General features: G+C 52.3%; 23 protein-coding genes. 14 read left to right on the top strand and 9 right to left on the bottom strand.

All coding sequences use genetic code 11. From position 1 onward, the window contains the following. The first annotated feature begins 66 nt into the window (after positions 1 to 66). The 3 genes from DW089_RS09810 to DW089_RS09805 all read left to right on the top strand — a co-directional run bounded on the left by DW089_RS09810 (position 67) and on the right by DW089_RS09805 (position 1,906). Positions 67 to 618 (top strand): hypothetical protein, encoded by a 552-nt coding sequence (locus DW089_RS09810; protein WP_118287214.1) that lies wholly within the window; start codon positions 67 to 69, stop codon positions 616 to 618. A gap of 107 nt (positions 619 to 725) precedes the next feature. Further along, positions 726 to 1,010 (top strand): hypothetical protein, encoded by a 285-nt coding sequence (locus DW089_RS11295; protein WP_147351165.1) that lies wholly within the window; start codon positions 726 to 728, stop codon positions 1,008 to 1,010. A 65-nt stretch (positions 1,011 to 1,075) separates the two neighbouring features. After that, complete coding sequence (locus DW089_RS09805) at positions 1,076 to 1,906, top strand: 4Fe-4S binding protein (RefSeq protein WP_118287213.1); 831 nt, start codon at positions 1,076 to 1,078, stop codon at positions 1,904 to 1,906. Between the two features lie 74 nt (positions 1,907 to 1,980). On the opposite strand, the gene DW089_RS09800 is transcribed toward DW089_RS09805, so the two are convergent. Further along, a complete protein-coding gene (locus DW089_RS09800) occupies positions 1,981 to 2,511 on the bottom strand; it encodes a nitroreductase (RefSeq protein WP_022487459.1) in 531 nt (176 codons plus the stop codon). A 176-nt stretch (positions 2,512 to 2,687) separates the two neighbouring features. Between DW089_RS09800 and DW089_RS09795 the strand changes: the two genes are divergently transcribed. Next, positions 2,688 to 3,584, top strand: a complete 897-nt coding sequence (locus tag DW089_RS09795; protein WP_118287212.1) for a hypothetical protein — start codon at positions 2,688 to 2,690, stop codon at positions 3,582 to 3,584. 57 nt (positions 3,585 to 3,641) lie between these two features. Here DW089_RS09795 and DW089_RS09790 read toward each other — a convergent pair whose 3' ends face one another. The 3 genes from DW089_RS09790 to DW089_RS09780 are packed head-to-tail and all read right to left on the bottom strand — an operon-like array spanning position 3,642 to position 7,294. Next, a complete protein-coding gene (locus DW089_RS09790; RefSeq protein ID WP_158572364.1) occupies positions 3,642 to 5,123 on the bottom strand; it encodes an aminoacyl-histidine dipeptidase in 1,482 nt (493 codons plus the stop codon). Positions 5,124 to 5,138: 15 nt separating this feature from the next. After that, positions 5,139 to 6,548: a YfcC family protein gene (locus DW089_RS09785; protein ID WP_022487466.1), complete on the bottom strand. Its 1,410-nt coding sequence runs from the start codon at positions 6,546 to 6,548 to the stop codon at positions 5,139 to 5,141. A gap of 17 nt (positions 6,549 to 6,565) precedes the next feature. Further along, complete coding sequence (locus tag DW089_RS09780) at positions 6,566 to 7,294, bottom strand: TetR/AcrR family transcriptional regulator (protein WP_118287210.1); 729 nt, start codon at positions 7,292 to 7,294, stop codon at positions 6,566 to 6,568. 169 nt (positions 7,295 to 7,463) lie between these two features. Here DW089_RS09780 and DW089_RS09775 point away from each other — a divergent pair, with 169 nt between their 5' ends. After that, positions 7,464 to 8,306 (top strand): DMT family transporter, encoded by an 843-nt coding sequence (locus tag DW089_RS09775; protein ID WP_118287209.1) that lies wholly within the window; start codon positions 7,464 to 7,466, stop codon positions 8,304 to 8,306. A gap of 82 nt (positions 8,307 to 8,388) precedes the next feature. On the opposite strand, the gene DW089_RS09770 is transcribed toward DW089_RS09775, so the two are convergent. Beyond that, positions 8,389 to 8,901, bottom strand: coding sequence for a transcription repressor NadR (locus DW089_RS09770; protein ID WP_118287208.1), 513 nt, complete (start codon positions 8,899 to 8,901; stop codon positions 8,389 to 8,391). 297 nt (positions 8,902 to 9,198) lie between these two features. Next, positions 9,199 to 10,035, bottom strand: coding sequence for a glutamate racemase (murI, locus tag DW089_RS09765; RefSeq protein WP_118287216.1), 837 nt, complete (start codon positions 10,033 to 10,035; stop codon positions 9,199 to 9,201). A 282-nt stretch (positions 10,036 to 10,317) separates the two neighbouring features. On the opposite strand from murI, the gene DW089_RS09760 reads away from it, so the two are divergent. Continuing rightward, positions 10,318 to 10,653, top strand: coding sequence for a DUF3870 domain-containing protein (locus DW089_RS09760; RefSeq protein ID WP_118287207.1), 336 nt, complete (start codon positions 10,318 to 10,320; stop codon positions 10,651 to 10,653). A 236-nt stretch (positions 10,654 to 10,889) separates the two neighbouring features. On the opposite strand, the gene DW089_RS09755 is transcribed toward DW089_RS09760, so the two are convergent. After that, positions 10,890 to 12,128, bottom strand: a complete 1,239-nt coding sequence (locus DW089_RS09755) for a Glu/Leu/Phe/Val dehydrogenase (protein WP_118287206.1) — start codon at positions 12,126 to 12,128, stop codon at positions 10,890 to 10,892. Between the two features lie 198 nt (positions 12,129 to 12,326). On the opposite strand from DW089_RS09755, the gene recQ reads away from it, so the two are divergent. Beyond that, the gene (recQ, locus tag DW089_RS09750; RefSeq protein ID WP_118287205.1) at positions 12,327 to 14,174 is read left to right on the top strand and encodes a DNA helicase RecQ; all 1,848 of its coding nucleotides are present in this window, start codon (positions 12,327 to 12,329) and stop codon (positions 14,172 to 14,174) included. A gap of 12 nt (positions 14,175 to 14,186) precedes the next feature. Here the strand turns inward: recQ and DW089_RS09745 are convergent, their stop codons facing one another. Beyond that, on the bottom strand, positions 14,187 to 14,933 hold the full coding sequence (locus DW089_RS09745; RefSeq protein WP_233547593.1) for an AEC family transporter: 747 nt from the start codon (positions 14,931 to 14,933) through the stop codon (positions 14,187 to 14,189). Positions 14,934 to 14,981: 48 nt separating this feature from the next. Between DW089_RS09745 and DW089_RS09740 the strand changes: the two genes are divergently transcribed. The 7 genes from DW089_RS09740 (at position 14,982) to DW089_RS09715 (ending at position 22,037) form a co-directional block, all read left to right on the top strand. Continuing rightward, positions 14,982 to 16,103 carry an AAA family ATPase gene (locus DW089_RS09740; protein WP_199614830.1) on the top strand — a complete coding sequence of 374 codons (1,122 nt, stop codon included), beginning with the start codon at positions 14,982 to 14,984 and terminating at the stop codon, positions 16,101 to 16,103. Positions 16,104 to 16,108: 5 nt separating this feature from the next. Continuing rightward, positions 16,109 to 17,584, top strand: coding sequence for an LlaJI family restriction endonuclease (locus DW089_RS09735; RefSeq protein ID WP_118287203.1), 1,476 nt, complete (start codon positions 16,109 to 16,111; stop codon positions 17,582 to 17,584). Positions 17,585 to 17,694: 110 nt separating this feature from the next. Then, positions 17,695 to 18,003 carry a very short patch repair endonuclease gene (locus DW089_RS09730; RefSeq protein ID WP_231086511.1) on the top strand — a complete coding sequence of 103 codons (309 nt, stop codon included), beginning with the start codon at positions 17,695 to 17,697 and terminating at the stop codon, positions 18,001 to 18,003. Between the two features lie 122 nt (positions 18,004 to 18,125). Beyond that, positions 18,126 to 18,518, top strand: coding sequence for an RNA polymerase subunit sigma-70 (locus DW089_RS09725; protein WP_118287202.1), 393 nt, complete (start codon positions 18,126 to 18,128; stop codon positions 18,516 to 18,518). Next, on the top strand, positions 18,511 to 18,675 hold the full coding sequence (locus DW089_RS11515; RefSeq protein WP_199614822.1) for an SHOCT domain-containing protein: 165 nt from the start codon (positions 18,511 to 18,513) through the stop codon (positions 18,673 to 18,675). The genes DW089_RS09725 and DW089_RS11515 overlap by 8 nt, the downstream gene beginning before the upstream one ends. Positions 18,676 to 18,720: 45 nt before the next feature. Then, on the top strand, positions 18,721 to 20,484 hold the full coding sequence (locus DW089_RS09720; protein ID WP_118287201.1) for a recombinase family protein: 1,764 nt from the start codon (positions 18,721 to 18,723) through the stop codon (positions 20,482 to 20,484). Beyond that, positions 20,469 to 22,037: a recombinase family protein gene (locus tag DW089_RS09715; protein WP_118287200.1), complete on the top strand. Its 1,569-nt coding sequence runs from the start codon at positions 20,469 to 20,471 to the stop codon at positions 22,035 to 22,037. The genes DW089_RS09720 and DW089_RS09715 overlap by 16 nt, the downstream gene beginning before the upstream one ends. Positions 22,038 to 22,146: 109 nt before the next feature. Here DW089_RS09715 and DW089_RS11380 read toward each other — a convergent pair. Next, the coding region (locus DW089_RS11380) for a hypothetical protein (RefSeq protein WP_199614821.1) at positions 22,147 to 22,917 on the bottom strand (771 nt) is incomplete at its 5' end.

Raw genomic sequence — 22,917 nt, 5'->3', positions numbered from 1 at the left:
GGCGTAGAGGTTTATATTATTAGGAACTGTCTACTTGACGGGGAGCACACCAATCTGGGGAAGGCTATGCTGAAAACAATCGCCAGCTATTTCTCCCAGATGCTGTCCGGGATGCTGGTGACGGCCCTCTTCGGAGATAAGCTCAATGCGGCCAGTGCCGCCAAGACGGCAGCCCAGGGAACGGCAGCCGCCGGGGCTCTGGCTCCTGCGGCCTGGCTGAAACTGGTCATCGACCCGTCTGCGGGACCTGTGGCCACGGGCCTTTTGGCCGGAGGGACTTCTGCAGCAGTGGGCATCGGGATGGCGGCAGCCGCCACTAACAGTGCAGCAGGAACCGCCGGTGCAGGAAGCAAGACACCCCATTATGCCAAAGGCGGATATTTCACCAGACCTCTGGTCGGGGTCCTGGGGGATGCCGGGGATGAAGTGGCCCTGCCTCTCAACCGGGCGGTGTTTGACAGCATTGCCGAAGGCCTCACAAATTCCAGCGAATCCACGGACAGCCGGGAAATGAACACCACGTTCAATAACTACGGGGACATCAACAATGCCGCCGATCTGGATGATCTGATGGATGGGTTTACGGATGCTGTGCTGGCTGGACTGAGAGGGGCGTGAAGCCGGTTACAATCCTTACTATCAGGAGAGCTGCAAGCAGTTGCGTTTGAAAAATATTTGGGGTAAACTCAAGGTGATTAGCAAATATTAGGAGGGAGGATAGAAAAATGATAGAACTTTTATTGGAAAAAATGACAAACAGCATTGCAATTTATAAATACACCACCATTGGAGAAAACCATAATTCCTATGGGCGTATTTCAATTAATACAAACACTGGGGATGTTCAAATACTGGAGAAAGATGGTACTGGCTACGAGTCATTTTTACGGCATGCTGTTTCAACAGTACTATCATTTTACAAGAAAAATTACTATCCTCAACGTAGGCCATTTCCGGGACCGGTAGCAAATTTTTTGAAAGGAAGGCCCTGGCACTGGCTTTTCTCCTGAAAATAGGGTATGATAAAAAGAAAATCCATTGGCTGAAAATTCAGTTCTTTAGGGAGGTCTTGTTCTTGATTACCCATATTGCCGCCATTTCTTTCAGTCCCACCGGTCAGACGGAAGCCCTGGTCCGGGAATTCGGGGAACAGCTGGCCCGCCGTTTCCAGGCAGAAGGGGTCACCCTGTCCCATCATTCCTTCACCCTGCCCCAGGATCAGCAGACTCTCCATACCTTCGGTCCCGCCACCCTGGTGATCTTCGGGATGCCCACCTATGCCGGCCGGATTCCCAACAAAGCCCTGCCCTTTGTCCAGCAGCTGTTTTCCGGAGATCCGGAAAACAAGACCCCGGCTGTGGCCCTGGTGACCTTCGGCAACCGGAGTTACGACAGCTCTCTGACGGAACTTCGGGATGAACTGGAAAAGAAGGATTTCCGGGTGTTCGCTGCCGGTGCCTTTGCCGCTCCCCACGCCTTTGCCGCTATCGGCCGGGATCATCCCACAGTTCAGGACAAAGAAAAATTCCAGGAACTGCTGGACCGGGTGGAAGGAAAACTCCGGAGCGGAGAGCCTCTGGAAAGAGTGAGCATCAACGGAGACGCCCCGGTGGCCCCCTACTACATCCCTCTGGGAGAAGACGGCCAGCCTGCCAAGTTCCTGAAAGCCAAGCCCCAAACGGACCTGGCCAAATGCGATCACTGCGGCAAATGCGCCCAGGTGTGTCCCATGGGGTCCATCAATCCGGAAAACACCGATGAAGTCCCCGGCATCTGCATCAAATGCCAGGCCTGCATCAAATACTGTCCCAAAGGAGCCAAATATTTCGACGATCCCCGCTTTCTCTCCCACAAAGCCATGCTGGAGAAGAATTACCAGAGGACTGCGGAATCGGAAGTATTTTAAAAGGGGTGCTGCTGACGCAGCACCCCTTTTGTCGCGACCCGCGACCGGAGCATATTGCCTCTGCAATATGCTCCTTATTTCATCCAATACACCCGATGTTCCTTCCGCAGGGGGGCGATAGGGATATCTCCCTTTACATAGCCCACTGCGCAGTGGCCGATGCCTTCCCATTCGCCGGTGATACCCAGGGTTTTCAGCAGGGCTTTGCCTTCCGGCCGTTCGAATTCTTCCTTGGCCCGATGGATCCAGCAGCTGCCCAGGCCCAGAGAATGGGCGGCCAGCATCAGATTCCCCATGACCAGGGACCCGTCATACACTTCCGTGGGCTTCGTCTTGTCCGCCAGTACGATGAGCACAGCCGGTGCCCCGTAAAAAGGATCGAAATCCGGAGCCCAGCCGCCGATTTCACAGTTCAGCCGGCTCAGCCGCTTCACCATGGCCGGGTTGGTAATGGCCAGGATGATGGTATCCTGGCTGCCTCTGCCGCTGGGGGCATAGAGCCCTGCCTTGATGATTTCCTGAAGATCGGTTTCCGGCACCGGGTCCGGTTTGAAACTGCGGATGCTCCTGCGGAGCTGCATGGCTTCCAGTACTTCGTTGTTCATGGTATCCTCTCCTTTTCCAGTTATCTGCTGTCATGATACCATATCCCCCGGCCTTCGCACCGGTTCTTCCCGAAAAGTTCAAAACTTTTTCCTTTGACTTTCCTCCTTGAATGTGACATCCTAAGAAGATAGAATAAGGAACAAACAGACGTTGATCTGAAAAGGAGGCTTTTTTTATGGCATTGTTATCGAAAATCCGTGCAGCAGGCCTGTCCCTGCTGCTGGTGCTTTCCGCCGGCTCCCTGGCCCAGGCTGCTTCTCCCGTAGACAAGGCTGTGGTAAAAGACATGGTCCGTGTCCAGAGCGTCATGGCCAAGGAAAAATACATCCAGTACGAAATGAAGGGCACCCTGTTCAGCCCCATCGGAGTGGGGAACCTGTCCCTTACCGGGAACGGAGTGGAAGAAACCGACAAAAAGAATACCCGGATAGAAAAGCTCAGCGGAGATCTCCACGGCACCGGGGAGCTGACCCTGCTCACCGGCCAGCAGACCGCCAGCCAGCCCATTGACGCCTATTTCTTTGCGGAAAAAGGCCAGCTGACCCAGTACATCAACAGCGGCAAAGGCTGGGCCAAAAGTGTCCGTCCCTACACCCTGCCTCTCCTGCCCAATCCGGACAGCAAAAAAGCCGAAAAGGAACTGCTGGAGTACCTGTCTTCCGCCAAGGTAACCAAGGAAACCAGCCGGGAAAAGACCCTGGAATTCACCCTGGACGGCCAGAAGCTGGCCAATAAGCTGGCCCAGGATCCGGAATTCAAAAAGCAGAAGGATGCAGAACAGATCCAGTCCCTGGTGGCCCAGGTAAAGGACGTGCCCTACACAGTGGTGCTGGATAAAAAAACCTGGCGGGTGAAACGGCTGGGCATGGACATGACCCCGGTGCTCCAGACCACCGGCGGTTATATCCTGGATGCCGCCGCCAAGGCCAAAAAGATCACCCCGGAGCAGCAGCAGATGTTCACCAGCCTGCTGGGAAGCTCCACCCTGGTCTTCGCCTTCCAGTTCGACTACCAGCAGGGCAAAGACGTGACCCTGCCGGCAGCCGTGGAAAAAGCAGCCGCTGACCATTGACCACTGACAAAAATGGGTGCTGCCCGTGTGAAAAAACACACGGGCAGCACCCATTTTTTATGCAATTTGTTCCAGAAGCTTCTTCAAAAACTCATACATCCTGATGGTGCTCTTTACGCTGAGCCTTTCCTGGGGAGAATGGAGGTCCCAGCAGTCGGGGCCCAGGGAGATGGCGTCCAGGTCCGGTTTCTTCTCGATCAGGCATCCGCACTCTAGGCCGGAATGGATGGGAGTGGCGTCCATTTTTTCTCCAAAGGTTTCCTCATACACCTGCTGGACCAGGGGCGTCAGCCGGGAATCCGGATCATGGGGCCAGCCGGGATAGGCGGCGAATTTCTCGCAGGTCCCCCCCACCATCTGGGCCAGGAGATGGATTTTATCCCAGATGTATTCCGCCTTGGACCGGAAGGAGGTGCGGATCTCGTAGACCACCACCAGCCGGTTCTGTTCCCGTTCCAGACGGATTTCTCCCAGGTTGTCGGAGCTTTGGACCACCCCGGGCACGGCGGCATTCATTTCCGAGATTCCGTTGGGAGACAGCACCAGCACCTGGATGAACTTGTCCGTCACTTCCCGGGACACCACCAGTCCGTTGTCCGGTCCCTGGGTCTCTTCCACGGAAATCTTCAGATTGGCAGCCACGGCCTTGTATTCCCGGCGCAGTTCTTCCGCTGCAGCGTTCACCGCCTGGAGGAAGGCTTCTTCCTTGCCCCGGGGCACCAGCACCACCGCTTCCCCATCCCGGGGAATGGCCAGTCGGAAGGTGCCTCCATGAAGGGAAGACAGCCGGAGGGGCATTTCTTTCCGGGCGGACAGGAGCATCCGGATCAGGAAAATATTGGCGTTTCCCCGGCCCCGGTGGATGTCTTCCCCTGAATGGCCTCCCTGGAGCCCTTCCACCTTCAGATGGAAGAACCGGGCCCCTTCCGGCACCGCTTCCCAGGTCACCGGCAGGTGGAAGTTCACCCCGAAGCCTCCGCAGCTGCCGGTTACCGAATGGCGTTCCACCGCATTGTCGATGTTCACCAGGTAATGGGACCGGAAATCACTGGCGTCCACATTCTGGGCCCCGCTAAGGTCTTCTTCCTCGGCGGTGGTCAGCAGCACTTCCAGTTCCGGATGGGCAAAGGACCCGTCTTCCAAAAGGGCCAGAGCCAGCGCCACCCCGATGCCGTCATCGGCCCCCAGGGTGGTCCGCCCTCCGGTGGACAGGATATCCCCCTCCAGTTCCAGATGGATGGGATCCTGCAGGAAGTCGTGTTCCACCCCCTTTGCCTTCTGGCAGACCATGTCCAGATGGGCCTGGAGCATGACCCCCGGCCGGTTTTCATACCCGGGAGAAGCCAGCTTCCGCAGCAGCACATTGTTCCATTCATCCTGACGGACAGCATAGCCTTTTTCCCGGGCCCACTGGAACAGGGCATCGCTGAGGGCCTTTTCCTTAAAGGAAGGGTGAGGGATCTGGCAGATTCGGGCAAAGTGCCGGAACACCGGATGCCGGAGCAGTTCTTCCAGGCTGCCGAAATTTTCTTTTTCCATCATACTGCCTCCTTGTCAGAACGGACCATAGTGGATCTGGACGGCGATCACCATGAACACCATGGCCACCACGCACCAGATGGCAAAGAGAGGCGCCAGCCAGCGGAACCATTTCCCGAAGGAGATGTGGGCCATGGCACAGGCGGCCACCACTTCCCCACTGGTGGGAGCAAACACGTTGGTAAAGGCATCCCCCATCTGGAAGGCCAGCACAGCCGTCTGCCGGGTGACCCCGATGAGATCCGCCAGCGGGGCAAACAGAGGCATGGTAATGGCCGCCTTGCCGCTGCCGGAAGGCACCAGCACGTTGAACAGATCCTGGACGATGAACATGCCGCAGGCACTGAGGGTGGGCGGCAGCCCGTTCAGCAGGCTGGCCATGTAGTGGATCACCGTATCCATAATATGGGCGTTCTGCATGATCAGCACCGCCGCGTTGCACATGCCGATGACCAGGTTGGCGAACAGCATGTTGCTGCAGCCGGCCAGGAAAGCATCGGCGATTTCCCCGGAGGACAGGCCCCCGATGATCCCGGCCAGGATCCCGCACACCAGGAACAGCCCGGCCATTTCGTTGATGTAGAAGTCAAATTTCAGTACGCCCAGGACCACGGCACCGATGGTGGCCACAAACAGCACCAGCACCAGTTTGTGCCGGAGGGTGATCACTGGAGTTTCCTGGAGTTTCAGATGGCTGTTGTATAGCAGGTCTTCTTCCCGGACCGTACTCAGTTCCGGATTCTTCCGGACTTTGTTGGCATACCACATCACATAGGGAATGGTTACGATGTTCATCACCACAAACAGCACAGCCCGGAGTCCCATACCGGAAAACATGGGCAGACCGCAAATGCCCTGGGCCACCCCGATGGTAAAGGGGTTGGTCATGGCTCCCGCATACCCCACCGGCGCCGCACAGAACACAATGGCAATGGCGGTGAGGGAATCGAACCCCATGGCCACGGAAACCCCGATCACCAGAGGGGTGAAGGCCAGGAATTCTTCAAAACAGCCGGCAAAGGCGGACAGCAGGCTGAAAAGCACCATGCACACCGGGATCATCATCAGTTCCCGGCCCTTCATTTTTTCCACCACATTGGACAGTCCGGCGTTAATGGCTCCGGTAGCGTCCATAATGGCAAACATGCCCCCGATGATGAACAGGAAAGAAATGATTTCCGCTGCGTTCTGGAGTCCCAGGGTCAGGGACTGGAACAGATAGAAGGGGCTCACCGGCTGTTGCTGGATGTAATGGAAGGTGGCGGGATCCACCACTTCCTTGTTGAGGACGGGGTTCATCACCCGGCTGTATTCCCCGGCCGGGACGATGTAAGAGGCCAGGAAAGCCAGGAACATGATGATGCCCAGAAGGACCATGGGGTTCAGAGCATGGAGCTTGAAGCCTTTTTTCTTTTCTTCCGCCATTTTGTACCACTCCTTTTTTAGACTGTATGATTACGGTTGCCCCGGGTGGATTCCCCGGGTCTGGCTGCTGCCAGGACATAGTCGAAAATGTGCAGGAACTGCTTTTCCAGAAGGGGCCGGTCCAGGCTGCTGCCCAAAAGGCAGGCCCGGTGGATGTAGCTGCCATGGAGAGCCACGATGATTTCCAGGGTTTCCGAAGCCCGGTTTCCGGCCACATACCCTTCTTCCACCAGGCTCTTCATCATTACCTGATCCCGTTCCACCAGGGTGCCCCGGACCACCATTTCCCGGACATCCGCCGGCAGTCCCTGGAGTTCTTCCGGGAACAGGTCCAGATAATAGACCTGGATCACATGGCCCAGTTTGGCGCTGTACCGGCCAAAGAACATGTTGTAGAAGATCTCCGGGAACCGGAAGGCTCTTTCATTGAAGCACCGGTAGATGGTCCGGTACCGTTCCAGGGCAGTCATCTCCGGTTCCAGGTGCCTGGCCAGGCTCAGCAGGTAATCCCGGAGGAAGCACACCGATCCGAACAGGATCAGTTCGTCCAGGTCCTGGAAATAGTTGTAGAGGGTGGCACTGTTGTACCCGGCCTCGGCGGCGATCCACCGGATGGTCACTCCGGGGATTCCCTCTTCCTTGAGGATTTTCTCCGTAGCTTCCACAAAATACATCATGTTCCGCTTCTGCCGGAGAGTCAGTTCCTTTCGCTGTTGTTTTTGGGTTTCCTGATTTTGGTTTTCCATATGGGGCAGGGCACCTCCTGACTGCTGATCCTGATTCCCGTTCCGGGAAGATGGTTGACAATTTTTCAGGCCGCTTTTATAATATAGCTGATTTCTAATCATGATTATATTTTAATCGTGATTAAACGTCAAGTACGAATTTTTCCTCATTGGAAAGGAGGGTATCCCCATGCCCCGTCTCCCTGCCCTGTCCGGCAGCGCCCTGGTCCTTCTGGGAGCTGTCTGCTGGAGCCTGAATTCCCCTCTGGTGAAGTATCTGACCCTGGACCCCTTCCTGATCTGCGGACTCCGGTCCCTGATCGCCGGGCTGGTGCTGCTGCCTTTTGTGCGGCCCCGGGAAATCGCCTGGAACCGGTACCTCTTGGCTTATGTCCTGGCCTACTGTGCCCTGTGTCTCAGCGTGATTGTTTCCCTGTCCCTGACTTCCGCCGCCATTGCCATCGGCATGCAGTACACCGCCACCATCTGGCTGTTCCTGCTGTACTGGTTCCAGACCCGGTATTTCAGCCGCCGGGCCTTCCTGCCGGTAGCGGTGATCATGGCCGGGGTCCTGTGCTTCATGCTCTCCGGAGGCAGCGGGGATTCCCATCCTCTGGGGAACCTGATTGCCCTCACGGAAGGGATTTTCTTTGCAGGCATGAGCCTGGCCTCCAAGAAAGCCACCCGGACCAATGCTCTGGGGATTACCGCTATCGGGAACCTGTTCACCGCCCTGGCGGTCTTTCTCCTGTTCCCCACCGCCCGGGCTGCCCTGCCGGCCATGAACGGCCAGGAATGGGGGCTGATGCTGATCCTGGGGGTGGTCCAGGTGGCCGGGGGCTACGGATTCTTCAACCTGGGAGTCCAGAAAATCCCCGCCCGGAAAGCTTCGGTGCTGGCCCTGTGGGAAATGATCCTGGGACCTTTGTGGGTGGCCCTGTTCCTCCACCAGTACCCGGGTCCCATGGTCCTTGCCGGCTTCGCCATCATCCTGGTAGGGATGGTGCTGGATGCAAAAGGGGCCGTTGCCTGAGCAACAGCCCCTTTGACCATTGACCGCTGACAAAAAGGCTGCTGCCCGTGTGCGGGTTTCACACGGGCAGCAGCCTTTTTGCTTATTCCACCAGCACCCCCAGTTTCTCCAGGGCTTTGCGGATGGCTTCCATTTCTTCTTCGGTGTTGGTTTCCACCAGATGGGTGTGGATTCCGTTGGACATGGTGGACAGCAGCGGTGCCTTTGTCTCCTTCATCCGCTGGATGTACAGCTGCACGTCTCTCCGGGACCGGAGGTTCAGCTCCCCTTCCATGAAGCCGTATACCTCATGTTCCACAACCACATTGTGGACAACTCCCCCGTTATCCACAATGGCGTTCAGTTCCGCCTCCACCTGGTCCGCCCCATGGCGGCACAGGAAGGATTCCTGCACCCCTTGTTTCCGGAACTCCTGGAGCTGATAGCCTCGAGGGGTGGAAATGATGGGGGTTCCGCTGGCCCGCAGCAGGGCAATGTCTCCTACGATGATCTGACGGCTTACCTGGCATACCCTGGCCATGTCCGTTCCGGTCACCGGTTTGTCGGCTTTTCGGAGCATGGCCAGGATGGTATCCCGCCGTTCTTTGTTTTCCATAATTTTTCACTCCCCGCCTGATAATGATTATTTCATTTCTTTTTATTATATACGAACATTTCTAAAAATTCCACATTCCCCGACTATTTTCTTTTTTCTTGTCATGACTCTGTCCCTGTGCTAGCATAAAAAATACCTGAATCAATAGTTACACTGTATGGAGGATCCTGATTGTCATGAAGGAATACAAAAGCAGATGGGCGGTTTTTGCCATGTCCCTGCCCATCTTCATTGAAATCGTACTGCAGCGGTGATTTAAAGAGGGGGTGTTGCACGCAACGTGCAGCACCCCCTCTTTCACGCCGTTTTTCCTTCTTTTTCCGGTTGTTCCGGATCTTTTTTCAAATCGATCAGATGGAAGCTGCACTTGCTCAGATCCAGCATCCGGGCCGCCAGCCGCCGTCCCCGTTCCAGGTCGGCGGTAAAGCACACTTCCGCCCGGCCCAGGCCATCCGTCCGTGCCAGCCCCCGTTTTTCCAGGTTTTCCAGAGCATCCTGGGCGGTCCGTTCCGCCGGATCCAGGATGGTCACTTCCGGACCGAATTCCTCTTCGATTTCCTTCCGGACAAAGGGATAATGGGTGCAGGACAGAAGTACCGTATCCACATGATGTTCCCGGAGCTTGTCCGCATATTCGTGGATGGCCGCCTTCAGTTCCGGCGTGCCGAATTTCTCTCCTTCGATCAGCGGCACGAACTTGGGACACCCCTGTCCGAATACCTGAATTTCCGGGCTGATCCGCTGGATTTCCCGTTTGTGGGCCCCGGTGGATACGGTGAAATCCGTGGCAAAAAAGCCCACCCGGTTGTTCTTCGTCACTCCCGGGACCATCCGGGCGCCTTTGGCCATGCCGATCACGTCAAAGGAATGGTTCCCCTTGATCACGTCCAGCCCCAGCACCGTAATGGTATTGCAGGCCACCACCAGCTGTTTGATGTGCCGTTTGTCCAGCCAGTCGGTCATCTCTCCTACAAAACGGGTGATTTCTTCCCGGGGCCGGTTGCCATAAGGGGTCCGGGCCGTATCCCCGATGAAGATGAAATCTTCGTGGGGCAGCTTGGCCTGGAGCCATTTCAGGACGGTGAGCCCGCCTACGCCGGAATCGATTACGCCAATGGGTTGCTTTGCCTGCATCATGATACTTTACCTCCTGAACTCAAACAAAAAAAGGCCTGAACAGACAGTCCCATGGGGAAGGACTGCCGATCCAGGCCTTACAGACGGTCAGAAACAGGGGAAACTGTTCCCAGATCCATAAGGATTTATCCAGTTGTCTTATACTTTCATAACACGTTTAATATAGCATATTCCCGTCAGCAGTGCAACAGAATTTTGTGAATTTTTCGTCCTGTCATTGACCCCTGCCGGCTTTTTGTGATACCCTAAAATCAATTCATTGCAAAGGAGCTTTCCTCTATGGACAAACACTATCCTTCTGATTCCATTTTTGTCACCGGGGTGGCCAAAGTATCCCGGGAAGATGTGATCAATACCCTGTACGGCACCTTCACCCTGAGCCTGGTGATCCAGCGGGACACCGGCCTGATCCTCCACTGCAGCGCCAACATGATCATGGCGGACACCATCGCCTTTCTCCAGGACATCCTGATCGGGAAAAACCTGCTGAAGGACATGGACTGGATGGTGGAAGAACTCCGCAGCCGGTTCCTGGCCCTGTCCCAGAAGGCGGTGATTGCCGCCCTGAAAGACGCCCAGAACCATTTTTTGACGGTGTATCCGAGGGAGGTGTGAATACCCCCTTCCAGTCACTAGTCAGCAGTCACCAGCCTACAGTCAACGAAAAATTTACAGGCAAATTTTTGAAATGGATAAGCCGAATCCGTAGGGGCGGTTCAAGACTTTTGCCTCTGGCAAAATGTCGCCAGAGCCGCCCGTCTGCAGAAATACAGCAAAACACCCCGGACAGCCACTGTCCGGGGTGTTTTGCTGTGTGCCCGTTGGGCACAAGCTCCGTTTGTAGGGTTCTATTAGATAATGCCTCTCAGTTTCAGAGGTTCTACCAGAGCGTTCAGAGCTACGATGTAGGCGCCTACACGCATGGTGGTGTTGTATTTCTTGGCTGCGTCATATACGTTGCCGAATGCCTTCACCATCATCTGTTCCTGTCTGTCGACGACTTCTTCTTCCGTCCAGAAGTATCTGTACAGGTTCTGTACCCATTCGAAGTAGGATACGGTTACGCCGCCGCCGTTGGCCAGCACGTCAGGCACTACAGGGATGCCTCTCTTTTCCAGGATGACGTCTGCTTCTGCATCGGTCGGCCCGTTGGCTGCTTCCACGATCATTTTTGCTTTGATCTTGTCAGCATTCTTGGCAGTGATCTGCAGTTCCAGAGCAGCCGGGATCAGTACGGTTACATCCTGTTCCAGCACTTCTTCGTTGCTGATCGGGGTAGCGCCAGGATACCCTTTAATCAAGCCGCCGTTGTTCTTGGCATATTCTTCCACTTTGTACGGATCGAAGCCGTTGGCATCATAGATCCCGCCGCTGATATCGCTCAGAGCTACGATCTTCAGGCCTTTGTCGGCTGCGCATTTAGCGGTCCAGGAACCTACGTTACCGAAGCCCTGGATAGCCAGAGTAGCGTCTTCCGGTTTAACTCCTTCTCTCTTCAGCAGTTCCAGAGTAGCGGTGATTACACCACGGCCCGTTGCAGAGGTACGGCCCTGAGAACCGCCCATGCAGATGGCTTTCCCGGTGATGAAACCAGGAGCGAACTGGCAGTTGATCTTGGAGAATTCATCGCACATCCAGGCCATGATCTGGGCGTTGGTGTTCACGTCAGGAGCCGGGATATCTTTCTTTTCGCCGATTACCGGAGCAATCTTGTCGATGTACCCACGGGTGATCTTTTCCAGTTCAGTCTTGGATACTTTCCGGGGATCCACAATGATGCCGCCTTTGCCGCCGCCGTAAGGCAGACCAGCGATGGCGCATTTGGTGGTCATCCAGAAGCCCAGGGTCTTTACTTCATCCATGGATACGTTCTGATGGTAACGTACGCCGCCTTTGGCAGGCCCAAGCACGGTGCTGTTCTGAGAACGGTAGCCGGTGAATACTTCCACGTGGCCATCATCCATCTTTACAGGGATGCTGACTTCCAGGGTCCGTTCAGGCTGGGAGATGACTGCCTCAGCGTTGGGATCCAGATTGATCAGCTTACTAGCCTTTTCCATAGGAATCTTTGCCATTTCAAACAAACTCATTTGTAACGCCTCCTAAAAATAGTATCTAGTGAACCCTTTACGATTTGTATTATAGCACGATTCAGAAATAACTGTTTATTTTTTTGTATTTTGTATACAATTAATCGTCCATGAGGTGTCCTTGCTTTTTTCTGGAGTTTTCGTTATGATTGAAACAAACAGCCGTTTGATTTTTTCTGAAGGAGGCCTTTTCCCAGCATGGACAAACTATCTGCACTGAAAAAGTATTTTGGATACACTTCCTTCCGCCCCGGTCAGGAATCCCTGATTGATGCCCTGCTCCAGGGCCGGGACGTGCTGGGCATCATGCCCACCGGCGCCGGCAAATCCCTGTGCTACCAGATCCCCGCCCTGCTGCTCCCCGGGATCACCCTGGTAATTTCTCCCCTGATCTCCCTGATGCAGGACCAGGTCCAGGCTCTGGAAACCGCCGGGATCCAGGCCGCTTACATCAACAGTTCCCTGTCCGGACGGGAATTCTACGCCACCCTGGACCAGGCCCGGGCCGGTGCCTACAAGCTGATCTACGTGGCCCCGGAACGGCTGGAGACGGAACTGTTCCGGGATTTCGCCAAAGAGGCTGCCATTTCCATGGTGGCAGTGGACGAAGCTCACTGTATTTCCCAGTGGGGACAGGATTTCCGGCCCAGCTACACCCGGATCCTGGATTTCCTGGAATTCCTGCCGGCAAGACCGGTGGTGGGAGCCTTTACCGCCACGGCCACGGAGCAGGTCCGGGATGACATCCTCCAGAGCCTGGAACTGCGGGATCCCCAGATCCTGGTCACCGGCTTCGACCGGAGCAATCTGTATTTCGGGGTAGAACATCCCCGGGACAAGGACGCCTGGGTGCTCCGGTATCTGAAGGATCATCCGGAAGACAGCGGCATCATCTACTGTTCCACCCGGAAGAACGTGGATGAACTGTGCGACCGGCTCCGGCTGGAAGGGATCCCGGCTGCCCGGTACCATGCAGGGATGAGCCAGGAGGAGCGCCAGAAGGCCCAGGAGGATTTCCAGTACGACAGGGCCCCGGTGATCATCGCCACCAACGCCTTCGGCATGGGCATCGACAAGTCCAACGTGCGCTTCGTACTCCACTACAACATGCCCTCCTGTCTGGAAAACTACTACCAGGAAGCGGGCCGGGCTGGCCGGGACGGAGAGCCCTCGGAATGCATCCTGCTGTTCTCTCCCCAGGATGTGGTGATCCAGAAATTCCTCCTGGAACACAAGGAGCAGAATGAAGTGCTGGAAGAAGTGGAAGAAGCCAATCTCCGGAAGCTCTATGCCATGGAGCATTACTGCCGGACCACCAGCTGCCTCCGCCAAACCCTCCTCCACTACTTTGGGGAAGATGCTCCGGCCCGGTGCAATCACTGTTCCACCTGTAACGGAGACTATGAAGATGTGGACATGACGGAAGAGACCAAGAGCATCGTAAAATGCATCCATGAGGCCCGGCGGCCCTACGGCATCACCCTGATTGCCAACGCCCTGGCCGGCAGCCGGTCCACCCGGGTGGAAGAAACCGGACTTTCCCGGCTGCGGATGTTCGGAGCCCTCCACCAGCATTCCCTGAAGGAAATCAAGGAAATGATCCAGAACCTGCTGGACCAGGGCTACCTGCTGATCACCCGGGACAAGTACCCGGTGCTGAAGATCTCCAAAAAGATCTGGGAACTCCAGGACGATTCCATCCGGGTGCTGCTGCGGAAAGAAGCCGGGACCCAGGATGGGGGTTCCGGCCCCCGGAAAAAGAAGAAGGTCCAGCCGGAGCTGGACCTGCCGGAAGGGTTCACCCAGGAAATGGGGGCCCAACTGTTCACCCGGCTCCGGGCCCTCCGGAAACAGCTGGCGGAACAGGCTATGGTGCCACCATTTGTGGTATTCGGAGACCGGACTCTCCGGGACATGTGCCGGCAGCTGCCCCGGACCCATGAACAATTTCTCCAGGTCATGGGCGTGGGCCAGAACAAGGACGAAAAATACGGAGACGCCTTCCTGGAAGCCATCAATGGGTTCTGTGAAGAGAAAGGGGTGTAACGGAATCTGCTTTTATCCTATGGCATAGCACCAGCATGGTATGGTCACCATGGAAAGCAGGGTGGAGAGAATGACCAGCTGAGTGGCAAAGGGCGCATCACTGTCATAACGGGCTGCAAATATGGCCGCTGTTGCCGGAGCCGGCATCCCTGTCATGACTACGGATACCCCCATGCCCACCGGGTCCATTCCGCCCAAAACATGGCACACACCCAAAGCCATCAGTGGAAGCAGTCCCAGACGGAACACACTGTACAGCACGCTTTTTCGGTTTACCAGGGTAGAAGCAGGCACATCTGCCAGAATCGTTCCCACCAGGAACATGGTCAGAGCCGAATTGCAGCTGCCGATGTACCCGATGGTCATAACCAGGAACCGGGGCAGCTGCAGATGACAGACCATACAGCTCATTCCCAGATAAATAACCACAAGGCAGGGATGGGTCAGGACTTTCTTCAGGGTTTCCTTTTTGTCCACCTTCTGTTCCATGAAATAGGACGTTCCCACCGACCACATGATGAGCCGCATGGGAATCAGGAATATGGAGGCATACAGGAGACCCAGCGGGCCATATACCCCTTCCGCCACCGGATTCCCCAGGAACCCGCCATTGGAAGCTATGGTGCAGTACTGGAGCACTTTTTTCTGTCCTTCCGGAAAGCGGTTGAAGATGACCCGGTTCAGTACCAGATAAATCCCCTGGATTACGAAAGCTGCCAGCAAAATCCGTCCGCAGATGCCCAGTACATTTTCTCCCAAAGGCGCCAGGCAGGACTTCAGGATGTTGCTGATGGTTATAATGATGCATTGAGTTCATACCAGAAAAGAGTAGATACTTTTTTACAGTTATCCGCTAAAAAAATCGATTTTCATAATGAAGAGGTTTTGACTTCTAAAATATGTGAAGACTCCACAAGTGATTCGTATCATGTTTCTGACGATTCCGTATTTTCGACGGAACTTAAATCGTCTTATCCTCGCAACCGTATCATCTTTGGCGCTCCAGGTACTGGCAAAAGCTGGCAACTTGATACAGATAAAAATAAACTTTTAGAAAATGGTGGAGAATTCGAACGTGTTACCTTCCATCCTGATTATACCTATTCGCAGTTTGTTGGCGCTTATAAGCCAACTACTGATGAAAATGGAGAAATCTCTTACCAATTTATTCCAGGACCTTTTATGAGAATATATGTAAATGCCCTGAAAAACAGTCGGACAGATTATCCACTGCCTTATCTTTTAATTATAGAAGAAATCAATCGCGCACGAGTAGCGAGCGTTTTTGGTGATGTTTTTCAGCTACTTGACCGAAAAGAAGATGAAACTAGTCAGTATGCAATTCAGGCAAGCGAAGATATCAAGAAATATCTAGCAGCAGAATTAGGTGGATATTCATCAGATTATCCTATTTTGAAATTACCCAATAATATGTTTCTTTGGGCTACAATGAATAGTGCTGATCAGGGCGTTTATCCGATGGATACGGCATTCAAACGTCGATGGACTTTCGAATATATCGGCATAGATGCTAAACAGGAAAAAGCAAAATGCACAGTAAATCTAGTTAAGAATAAGCCGGAAACCAATATCAATTGGAATCGTTTAAGAAAAGCAATTAATGCCAAACTTTTAGATACATGCAGGGTAAATGAGGACAAGTTACTTGGCCCATTCTTCCTTTCTCAAAAAGCGATAAAAGCAGATGAAGATAAACATATTATCGATGAAGATGCATTTCGTAAAGCATTTAAAAGCAAGGTCATTATGTATCTTTTTGAAGACGCTGCACGTCAATATAGGAGCAGACTGTTCAAATCAGATATTTGTAAAATGTACTCTTCTATTTGCGATGAATTTGATAAGCATGGCATGGCGATTTTCGGTGATGATTTTAAGAGTGCTTATTATGATCAGCAGAAAGACTGACAGCTATGGAAATTATATCTCAATTCCTGCGGGAGCAGCGACGATACAGTAAAAACGAATTGGCAAGTTTGTTTTTCCTTGACGAAACTTCTGTGGAAAAGTTCATAAAAGCGTTAAAAGCGTATAATGTCTTAAAGACAGTAAGGAATAATCCTGAGCAAAAGGAAATGTCTGACTTAAGCGAAGCAGATGTTGAAGTAGCTGACGAAACTGCTGATAATGATACCTATTTGTATGTTTTTACCTTTGTAGGAGTTCTTGTCTTTGGCAATCGCATTTTAAAAATCTACCCCAAGTATTTGCTCCGCACGACAGATATAATTCCTGCAATGCGCCAAGTACTGAAGGTTCTAGAAAAATATAATAATTCAACGGAGCAAATTGTCAGTTTGTTTAATGGCGAGGGAGATAATCGAAGTTTTAACTTGCTATCGGTCATACTGTTTCTCTTTCATGACTATTATGAATATGGGTTATATACGAATTCAGAAATGGTGCTTGAGATAAATGGAGAAGGCGATATTCAATGGCAAAAGACCATTGATGAAACATTTCCTATTATTTCAGGAAACCGTCCTTTTTATACAAAAATCTATACTCGGAAAGTAACATACGATGATGATGATTTTTTTAGAAGGCTTCATCGGGTAATTCTTACAGAATGTTCCTCCCGGCTTTCGAAAGCGCAGCTTATTGATTTATTTGAATTAGATCCTTTGATTTTAAGCGAAGATACCATAGATGATCTAGGAGACAGGGAATTCATTCTTCATCGCATTTCCCAGGAACTGGACGTACAGTTTAATACCAGAAAGCAGACATTGTTAAAAACGATGTATGCGTTTATCTCAGAAAGTCAGAAAATAGAAGATGCGGGGATGGGTGTCAGCATATTTGGTACAACTGCATTTAATATGGTCTGGGAAAAGATGTGCGGCCAGGTGTTCAATAATCAGCTGCAATCACAATTGGAAACGATTCCTTTGCCACAACCTTTGGATCAATTTCGATATAAACCCAATAAGAAGCTGATCGATGTCATTGAAAAACCTGTATGGGTAGCAAAAGATAATGAATATGTTAAAAATGCAAAAGATACGCTTGTTCCTGATTTAATCACATTTATTCATAATGACAATGAAACAATGATGATTATCTTAGATGCCAAATACTATAACCTGCAAATGGAAAAAGAGAAATCATTAAGGGGACAACCTGGCATCGAATCGATTACAAAACAATATTTGTATCAGCTAGCCTACCAGGACTTTGCCGATAGGCATGGCATAACTGGCATACGAAACTGTTTTATATTGCCTACAGAAGAGGATGAGATAATTAATAAGGGACACGTGGAACTGAAGATGCTGAAAGATTTGCATCTTGAGGATATTCAAGTCCGGCAGGTACCTGCTGCCAAGGTATATAGTAATTACCTGGCTAACAGACAAATGGATATTGAAAGTCTGGAATTGAGATGATTCAGTATGGATATCCTGACTAAAGAGCAGCGTCATAAAAGCATGAGCCATATCCGAGCCAAAACACTAAGCCGGAAATCCTTCTTCGCAAGGCGCTCTGGCACTGTGGATTGCGCTACCGGAAAAACTACAAGATGCTTCCAGGTTCTCCGGATATTGCCATCACCCGGTATCGCATCGCTGTTTTTGTTGATGGTGATTTCTGGCATGCCAAAGGACATCAGGAACATCCGGGAGAACAGATTGGTTCTAATAAAGACTACTGGCAAAAGAAACTGAAGCGGAATGTTGAGCGGGACAAGGAAGTCAATGACGAACTGACTGATATGGGCTGGTTCGTTCTGCGGTTCTGGGAGAGTGACATCAAGAAAGACTTGCAGAAATGCGTGTATACAGTCTGTGAATACTGCGGAAAATAACTGAATAGGCTTGCAACAGCGGATGCTCATCACGGGCATCTTTTTTTTGCGTCCAAAAGTACTCAACGATACCCTTTTTGTCCTGTTACTCCTGAGAACCAAATTTTCAGGAGGTGTCCATCATGAAGGACAAACAGAAACAACAGATTATTGCCCTGCGCCGGGAGGGGGCGGGGTATGGCAGCATAGCCTGCCAATTGGGCCTTTCCATCAACACCGTGAAATCGTTCTGCCGGCGGCACAGTCTGGCTAAACCGAAGTCAGAGTTCGTTTGTGAGCAGTGCGGCAGACCTATCGAACAGATCCCTGGCCGGAAGCGGAAACGGTTCTGCTGCGATGCCTGCCGGAACAAGTGGTGGAACAGCCACCTGGATCTGGTGAAGCGGAAAGCGGTCTACACCTTCACTTGCCCGGCCTGCGGGAAAGAGTTTACCATCTACGGGAACCGCCGCCGGAAGTTTTGCTCCCATGCCTGCTACATTGCCTACCGGTTCAGAGGTGTGCGCCATGGATAAGAAGACCTTTCAAAACGAAGCCGCCTTCCAGGTGACCTTGCATGTGGCCCGAAAGATGCTGGCCCAGAAGCTCATCACCGAGAAGGAGTACCGGGACTTTGAAAAGGAGATGATCCGCCGCTGGCAGCCGTTTTCAGGGGACTTATTTACTTGCTAATTGTATCAAACAGAGTGATATATGGTGTCGGAAGGAGTTGATGCTATGCGGACTATCCGTAAAATCGAACAAAGCATACCCAATCTAAGACAGCGGAAAAAGGTGGCTGCTTATGCCCGGGTGTCCGTGGAATCGGAGCGGATGCACCATTCCCTTTCGGCCCAGGTCAGCTATTACAGCAGCCTGATCCAGAAGAACCCCGAATGGGAATACGCCGGAGTCTATGCCGATTATGGGATTTCGGGTACTGGGATAAAGAAACGGCAGGAATTCCAGCGGATGCTGGAAGATGCCGAACAAGGGAAAATCGATCTTATTCTGACAAAATCCATCCAGCGTTTTGCCCGGAACACCGTAGATCTTCTGTGTACCGTCCGGCACCTGAAAGACCTGGGCATCGAGGTCTGGTTTGAAAAGGAACATATTCATACCATGAGCGGTGAAGGGGAGCTGATGCTCACCATCCTGGCATCTTTTGCCCAGGAAGAAAGTCGTTCCATTAGTACAAATGTCAAATGGGGAACCCGAAAGCGTTTTGCACAAGGGATTCCTAATGGACGGTTTCGAATCTATGGATATCGCTGGCAGGGAGATCAGCTTGTCCCTGAGCCCAAAGAAGCATCCGTCGTAAAACTCATTTATGACAACTTCTTGAAAGGTTTGTCTGCGGAGACCACAGAAAGGCAGCTGGAAGAAATGGGAATCAAATCCTTTAATGGGAAACATTTCGGGAATTCGGCCGTCCGGAGAATATTAGAGAACATTACTTACACCGGGAATCTATTGTTCCAGAAAGCCTATTCTGCAGACCCCATCACTGGAAAAACCAAAATCAATCATGGTGAACTCCCACAATATTTTGTGGAAAATACACATGAGGCCATTATCCCCATGGAGACCTATAAAAAGGTACAGGAAGAAAGGGAAAGACGGAGGGAACTGGGGGCTTTGGCAAACTGGTCCATCGATACCTGCTGTTTCACCAGCAAAATCAGGTGTGGAATCTGCGGGAAGAGCTTTGTGCATATTCGCAGTAATCGGAAAAATAAAGATTGCTGGACCTGTATTTCCCATAAAGAGAGAGGAAGAACCTGCCGTTCTAAGGGAGCTATCCCACAGAAAGTCCTAGTCAAGGAATGCACAGAAGCCTTGGGACTTTCCGAATTCGATGAAAATGTATTCCTGAATCAGGTAGATAAAATTGTAGTTCCGGAACATCATGTTATGGTATTTCACATGAAAGATGGAACGAAGATTACTCGGCAGTGGGTTTCTACTGCACGGAAGGATTACTGGACAAGTGAACGCAGGAAGGAATGGGCAGAAAGACATAAGCTAAAAAGCACGAATCCCAACCGAAAAACATTCAATGAGTTCACAGGCTTCATCAAATGCGGGAACTGTGGAGAAAATTACAGGAGCCAGCAAACCACCTATGTGGATGGGGAAAAGGAACGGTACTGGCGTTGTATTGGTACATGTGGCAATGAGGCCGTCAAAGACAGTACCATGAAGAAACTGACAGCTTCCGTGCTGGGTATGGATACATTTGATGAAGGAAAAATGGACGAACTTCTGGAAAAGGCGGTCATCCTGAATGGAGAGGTAACTTTTCATTTCAAAGATGGCCATACTGAAACCAGGCAATACAAAGAAAGAAAACGAGGATACCGTCACAGCAAAGCGTATCGAGCCTATATGAGTGAAATCATACAAGTCATAAAGCGCAAGGATCCGGAGGCTAAAGCAAAAATCATGGAATTGAAGAAAGAATGGAAAAGAGAGGATAATCGATGGCAAAAACAGTAAGAGCAATCCCGGCTACCATCAATCGGTTTACAGCGGCACCCATCAACAGCCAGAAGAAACGGAAAGTAGCAGGGTATGCCCGGGTTTCCACGGATCATGATGATCAGATCACCAGCTATGAAGCCCAGGTGGACTATTACACCAATTATATCAAAGGACGGGATGATTGGGACTTCGTAGGTATGTACACGGACGAAGGCATCTCTGCCACCAACACCCGTCACCGGGATGGGTTTAAACGGATGGTCAAAGATGCCCTGGACGGGAAAATCGACCTGATCATCACAAAGTCGGTCAGCCGGTTTGCCAGAAACACGGTGGACAGCCTGACCACCGTACGGAAACTGAAGGACAAGGGCATCGAGATCTACTTCGAGAAAGAAAACATCTGGACCCTGGATGCCAAAGGGGAACTCCTCATCACCATCATGAGTTCCCTAGCCCAGGAAGAAAGCCGGAGCATCTCAGAAAACGTCACCTGGGGCCACAGAAAGCGGTTCGCCGATGGAAAGGTGAGTGTAGCCTACAGCCATTTCCTCGGGTACGACAAAGGAAAAGATGGAAACCTGGTCGTGAACCGGGAACAGGCCAAAACCGTAAAGCTGATCTACCAACTGTTCCTGGAAGGCCTGACCTGCCATTCCATTGCCAAAGAACTGACTGCCCGGGGTCTGGATACACCGGCCGGAAAGAAGAAATGGCATCCACAATCTGTGGAACGGATCCTGACCAATGAGAAATACAAGGGTGATGCCCTGCTGCAGAAACGGTTCACCGTCAACTTCCTGACCAAAGAATCAAAGGTGAATGAAGGGGAAGTGCCCCAGTACTATGTGGAACACAACCATGAAGCCATCATCAGTCCCCAGGTTTTCGACTGGGTCCAGGAAGAACTCAAACGGCGCAGGGAAGGGAAGAGACGCTACAGCGGGGTATCTATTTTCTCCAGCAAACTCAAGTGCGGCCAGTGCGGCAGCTGGTTCGGAGCCAAGGTCTGGCACTCCACAGACAGGTATCGCCGGACCATCTACCGCTGCAATGAGAAGTTCGAGAATCACTGTACCACACCGCATCTGACGGAAGAAGAGATCAAGGCCATCTTTGTGAAAGCAGTCAATCAGTTAATTGAAAAGAAAGAGGAGATTCTGGACAGCATCACCTTGCTGAAGGAAAAGCTGACCAACACAGAGGCCCTGGAAAAGGAGAGGGACGGCCTCAGTACAGATTTGAACCTGCTGGCCGATAAGATGCAGCAGCTCATCGCCGAGAATGCCAGAGTCGCACAGAACCAGGATGACTACAACCGAGAGTACAATGCAATGGTCAGCCGGTATGATGCTGCAAAGAAGCAGTACGACAAAGCCTGTGCAGACATCCGGTACCGCGAGGCCCGAAGCCGACAGTTGGATAGCTTCATCGGGGAACTTCAGAACCAGGAGCTCATTACAGAATTCGACACCCGACTTTGGGGCAGCCTGGTGGACTTCATCACGGTGTACAGCAAGGATGACATCCGGGTGACCTTTAAGGACGGGACAGAAATAAGAGCATAAAAACACAGGGGAGTTCGCCAATCAAACGGCGGCTGCCCTGATTTTTTTATGCCTTTTTTCAATGGATAGGAGCAATTTGGACTGGAGAACCCTATGCACACGGGGGTGTTCAAAATCCGAGCCACCGTTGGATTGTATCAAATACTGAAGGGCTTGAGTTCCCGCTTACGGTACCGGCGTTCAGGTTGATGACGTTTTCATCTACCGACCCACTGCTGGTGCTGTAACCGCCGTAGATGCCGCTGGTAATAGAGCCGCCGTTTACAGCGATGGTGCTCTTCGTTACCGTTGCGGCCTGGCCGCCGTAGACTGCGCCGCCCACAGAGCCGCTATTCACAGTGACCGTGTTGCCGCTGGTAATGCCCGTGCCGTCATAGGCAAAAACATTTCCTGTAATGGTCGGTCCGTCCGTACCTGCTGCACCGACGGTAACCGTGTTATTCGTACCGCTGCTGCCGCCAAAGGCGCCGTAGACGGACGCGTCCACCGTGCCCGCAGAGACAGCGACCGTATTATCTGAGGTCTCGACCCCACTGGCGTAAGCGCCGTAGAGATTCGTTGCAAAAGTACTGCCCGTAATCGTGACCGTGTTGCCCTTCGTATTGGCGAGATACTCCGTGTCGTAGTCCGGATAGGCCGACGTGAGGCCATTGGTCACGATGGACACATAATCGGTGGGCTTTGTGCCAATGGTCAGGATGATGGAGTTCCCGTCCTTGCTCTTGGTGAGGTAATAGCCCGTCTGGGCAAAGCCGCTGTCCGTGAGAGTGCCTACGGCAGCAGATTTCAGGCCTGTGAGGCCATTATCGTCCGTCAGCAGTGTAATCACCGTGCCTTCTGTGTAACCTGTCAGATCTGCAATGCCCGCTTTGATGGCCGT

The sequence above is a fragment of the Acidaminococcus sp. AM05-11 genome (assembly GCF_003472805.1).
Taxonomy (GTDB): domain Bacteria; phylum Bacillota; class Negativicutes; order Acidaminococcales; family Acidaminococcaceae; genus Acidaminococcus; species Acidaminococcus hominis.
Note: the sequence above shows the minus strand (reverse complement) of the source record. Positions and strands in the feature narration are given on the sequence as shown.

Bases quoted from the DNA above. Each gene is read 5' to 3' on its own strand.
- DW089_RS09755 (WP_118287206.1), bottom strand. From the start codon at position 12,128: ATGAGTTTGTTTGAAATGGCAAAGATTCCTATGGAAAAGGCTAGTAAG.
- DW089_RS09775 (WP_118287209.1), top strand. From the start codon at position 7,464: ATGCCCCGTCTCCCTGCCCTGTCCGGCAGCGCCCTGGTCCTTCTGGGA.
- DW089_RS09800 (WP_022487459.1), bottom strand. From the start codon at position 2,511: ATGAACAACGAAGTACTGGAAGCCATGCAGCTCCGCAGGAGCATCCGC.
- DW089_RS09760 (WP_118287207.1), top strand. From the start codon at position 10,318: ATGGACAAACACTATCCTTCTGATTCCATTTTTGTCACCGGGGTGGCC.
- recQ (WP_118287205.1), top strand. From the start codon at position 12,327: ATGGACAAACTATCTGCACTGAAAAAGTATTTTGGATACACTTCCTTC.
- murI (WP_118287216.1), bottom strand. From the start codon at position 10,035: ATGCAGGCAAAGCAACCCATTGGCGTAATCGATTCCGGCGTAGGCGGG.
- DW089_RS09790 (WP_158572364.1), bottom strand. From the start codon at position 5,123: ATGGAAAAAGAAAATTTCGGCAGCCTGGAAGAACTGCTCCGGCATCCG.
- DW089_RS09810 (WP_118287214.1), top strand. From the start codon at position 67: ATGCTGAAAACAATCGCCAGCTATTTCTCCCAGATGCTGTCCGGGATG.
- DW089_RS09780 (WP_118287210.1), bottom strand. From the start codon at position 7,294: ATGGAAAACCAAAATCAGGAAACCCAAAAACAACAGCGAAAGGAACTG.
- DW089_RS09785 (WP_022487466.1), bottom strand. From the start codon at position 6,548: ATGGCGGAAGAAAAGAAAAAAGGCTTCAAGCTCCATGCTCTGAACCCC.
- DW089_RS09715 (WP_118287200.1), top strand. From the start codon at position 20,469: ATGGCAAAAACAGTAAGAGCAATCCCGGCTACCATCAATCGGTTTACA.
- DW089_RS09735 (WP_118287203.1), top strand. From the start codon at position 16,109: ATGGAAATTATATCTCAATTCCTGCGGGAGCAGCGACGATACAGTAAA.
- DW089_RS09720 (WP_118287201.1), top strand. From the start codon at position 18,721: ATGCGGACTATCCGTAAAATCGAACAAAGCATACCCAATCTAAGACAG.
- DW089_RS09795 (WP_118287212.1), top strand. From the start codon at position 2,688: ATGGCATTGTTATCGAAAATCCGTGCAGCAGGCCTGTCCCTGCTGCTG.
- DW089_RS09770 (WP_118287208.1), bottom strand. From the start codon at position 8,901: ATGGAAAACAAAGAACGGCGGGATACCATCCTGGCCATGCTCCGAAAA.
- DW089_RS11515 (WP_199614822.1), top strand. From the start codon at position 18,511: ATGGATAAGAAGACCTTTCAAAACGAAGCCGCCTTCCAGGTGACCTTG.
- DW089_RS11295 (WP_147351165.1), top strand. From the start codon at position 726: ATGATAGAACTTTTATTGGAAAAAATGACAAACAGCATTGCAATTTAT.
- DW089_RS09725 (WP_118287202.1), top strand. From the start codon at position 18,126: ATGAAGGACAAACAGAAACAACAGATTATTGCCCTGCGCCGGGAGGGG.